Raw genomic sequence first — 2,731 nt, forward strand, 5'->3', positions numbered from 1 at the left:
GGTTGTCAGCGTTGTCGGCGGGCAGCGAAGTGGCTGTCGGCATTCCTGAAAAGATGTTTGACAGACTCGAAGAGGCGTTGGAGGAGATCATTGAGATGGTGGAGGCGGGAAAAGAGACTTATCCCGCATTGCAGAAAATCTCCAAAGTGGCATATAGTACGACGGGTAATGGCTACTATCTGTACCTGAAGAGGCAGATAGTAATCTAGAGCCAGTTTTATCGTGCGCAGGAGCCTTTCCCATGAGGAATCCCACCAGAAAGACCCCGAAAAGGAAGAAGCTCAAGGCCCGAGGAAATGAAAAGGCCTACCTGGATCCGGAAGATATCATCAAGATGGAGGCAGCCACCACAAACCAGCGCGATTACCTTATCGTCAGGCTGCTCTTTCGCCTGGGCTGCCGGATTTCCGAGCTCGTCGGTCTGGCGGTCGATGACATCGACCTCACCCGAGGCACCGTTAGGATCGAACACCTCAAGGCCAAGCTGCAGCTGTATTGCCCGACTTGCGGAGCCAAGCTGGGAAAAACTCACCGATTCTGCCCTTCCTGCGGATCCCGGGTGGAAGAAGCCCTGGCCAAGGAGTTGGAGAAGAAGCGGATGCGGCTGTTGCCGCTGGACCGCGACTCCATGGATATGCTCCAGGTGTTTATCGAGGGAGGCCCTCCGGTGTATAAGGACGGCCGGGCGCTCATTTTCGGGATCACGTCCCATCGGGCGCGGCAGGTGGTGAGGGAAGCCGCCGATAAAGCCGATCTGCCTCACCTGATCGATGCCAAAACGGGCCGGCTGATGAACATCAGCCCCCACCGGTTGAGGGACGCCTTCGCCGTGCATGCCATGCAGACGGACGATTCAGGAGAGGGCATGCGCCAACTCCAGGAGCACCTGGGGCATGAGCGGTTCGATGCCACCGCCAAGTACCGCAAGATTGCGGGGGAAGAAGCGCGAGAATGGTACGATAAGCTATGGTCAGAGGAAAATCAGCAACTCGAAAATTAGCCAGTCCTGGTCTACCAGCCACTCGTCAACCAACCCGTGGCGGCAAGGCGATCGGGGGCTTTCTGCGTCCGTTCGGCTGTGGTTGGTTCATCCGGGAGTTTCTGCTGGGCAACGGTCCGGAGGAATCCCCCCGGATCGATCCGGACAGAGGTTCCACCCAGCAGGACATCTTCTATCACTACAAAACGGCCCTAATGAGGGCTACAGCAACCGATCGGGGAACGGCTGAAGAAGAACGCGTCTCCAAGAAGGAAGAGCGTAAATTTGACCCATCCAGGGCCGAGGAGCAAGCGAAATATCATCTGTCCCGGCTGCATTATCGGTCCAAGGGGGCGCGCTATCACTCGTTCGTGGTGTATTTCTCCAATCTTCGAAGGCTAGGGTGGGTCGAGCCTTCCGGAGAAGAGGAGCCGTCGCAGTTCCAGGAAAACTATCCGCCAGGTCCTCCGCGCATCTACTATCGCCTGACCGACTCGGGCAGGGCTGCCTCTCCAGGCGATTGGAAGGATCCGTTTGACACCCTCTATCCCGGCGCCAGGGCCAGGTCCATGACGGGGGTTTGAGAGGATATCTGATTACTGCAATTTGAAAATTGGGACTCTTTTGGTTATCATTGCATTATAGTTGGCCCGGCCCACAATGGATGCAATTTGAAACAGAAACTGATCATTATCGGTGGCCCGAACGGTTCGGGAAAGACCACTTTCGCATCTGAACTTGTTCGTTCCTATAAATCCTATGGCAAGGTGCCGTTCTTGAATGCAGATGAAATCGAAAAGGAACTGTCTTTGGATAGCATGTCTGCCGGAAGAGAGCTCATCAAAAGGCTAAGCACCCTCATCGATGAAGGCAGCAGTCTCATTGTTGAATCGACTCTATCAGGGACATCTCTTCGAAGAACGGTTCAAAAAGCCAGGGATCGTGCTTACAAAGTAGGGATCATCTATATTTCCCTCGAAACCGAACAGCTCGCGCTCAAACGGATCAACCAGAGGGTGATGAGCGGAGGGCATGCCATTCCCCCAAGAGATGTGATCCGGAGATACAGGCGTAGCAAGAACAACTTCTGGAATATCTATCGGCAGTTCGCTCATGACTGGTATTTATGTGACAATTCGGAGAGCGTTTTTGAACTTGTTGCATTTGGAGAAGGAGACGATTATCATTATCATGTTGTCAACGATTACCGCCTCAGGGCATTCTTATCAGGAATTTCTTAGAAGGTAGGCCAGATGGTTACAAGAGCTTTGTCACGTCCCACGATCCGGAAGAAAACGGTGAACCGAATCCAGGTCGCAGAGAGCTTGCAGGTGATAGGAAATCGAGCAGTTCGGAACGCCCAAAGCAAAAACAGCGAACAAGGTATACCTAACGCATACTCCCGAGACGGCAAACTGTATTTTGAATTACCTGATGGCCAAATAACTGATAAGGATCCATTTATTTAGTCGTATCCCTGAAATCCCCTGAGTTTACCCCCGCTTTGCAAATCTGCCTCCCAAAGCACGTGGCGTGATCCCTTGGGTCCTCTTTATCTTGGCGCTAGAGAGCACTCCCGTTCCTCCTGACATCCAACTGGCTTTTCGTTGCGTAACATTCTGCATATCATTATCAGACTGCCCAGGAGTTCATACGACTTGCCATTTTATCAAACGGGGAACACTTCCCACTATAGCCACGGGAGTCACAGAAAAATTGGTTTTGAAAAGCGTTACCTTTTGGAACAGCCTT

At 52.8% G+C, this 2,731-nt stretch carries 5 protein-coding genes; 4 read left to right on the forward strand and 1 reads right to left on the reverse strand.

Translation table 11 applies throughout. The features are described from left to right. Positions 1-209, forward strand: a 209-nt coding sequence (locus tag PHV74_16075; GenBank protein MDD5095869.1) for a hypothetical protein, incomplete at its 5' end; no start/stop codon positions are given. Between the two features lie 32 nt (positions 210-241). Beyond that, positions 242-1,000, forward strand: coding sequence for a tyrosine-type recombinase/integrase (locus PHV74_16080; GenBank protein ID MDD5095870.1), 759 nt, complete (start codon positions 242-244; stop codon positions 998-1,000). Positions 1,001-1,011: 11 nt separating this feature from the next. Here the strand turns inward: PHV74_16080 and PHV74_16085 are convergent, their stop codons facing one another. After that, positions 1,012-1,179: a hypothetical protein gene (locus tag PHV74_16085; protein MDD5095871.1), complete on the reverse strand. Its 168-nt coding sequence runs from the start codon at positions 1,177-1,179 to the stop codon at positions 1,012-1,014. Between the two features lie 15 nt (positions 1,180-1,194). Here PHV74_16085 and PHV74_16090 point away from each other — a divergent pair, with 15 nt between their 5' ends. Beyond that, on the forward strand, positions 1,195-1,563 hold the full coding sequence (locus PHV74_16090) for a hypothetical protein (GenBank protein ID MDD5095872.1): 369 nt from the start codon (positions 1,195-1,197) through the stop codon (positions 1,561-1,563). A gap of 87 nt (positions 1,564-1,650) precedes the next feature. After that, positions 1,651-2,220: a zeta toxin family protein gene (locus PHV74_16095; protein MDD5095873.1), complete on the forward strand. Its 570-nt coding sequence runs from the start codon at positions 1,651-1,653 to the stop codon at positions 2,218-2,220. Positions 2,221-2,731 lie beyond the last annotated feature (511 nt).

This window comes from Dehalococcoidia bacterium (genome assembly GCA_028711995.1).
In the GTDB taxonomy this organism is placed as follows: domain Bacteria; phylum Chloroflexota; class Dehalococcoidia; order SZUA-161; family SpSt-899; genus JAQTRE01.

Coding starts and splice junctions, on each gene's coding strand:
- PHV74_16080 (MDD5095870.1), top strand. CDS start 242: ATGAGGAATCCCACCAGAAAGACCCCGAAAAGGAAGAAGCTCAAGGCC.
- PHV74_16090 (MDD5095872.1), top strand. CDS start 1,195: ATGAGGGCTACAGCAACCGATCGGGGAACGGCTGAAGAAGAACGCGTC.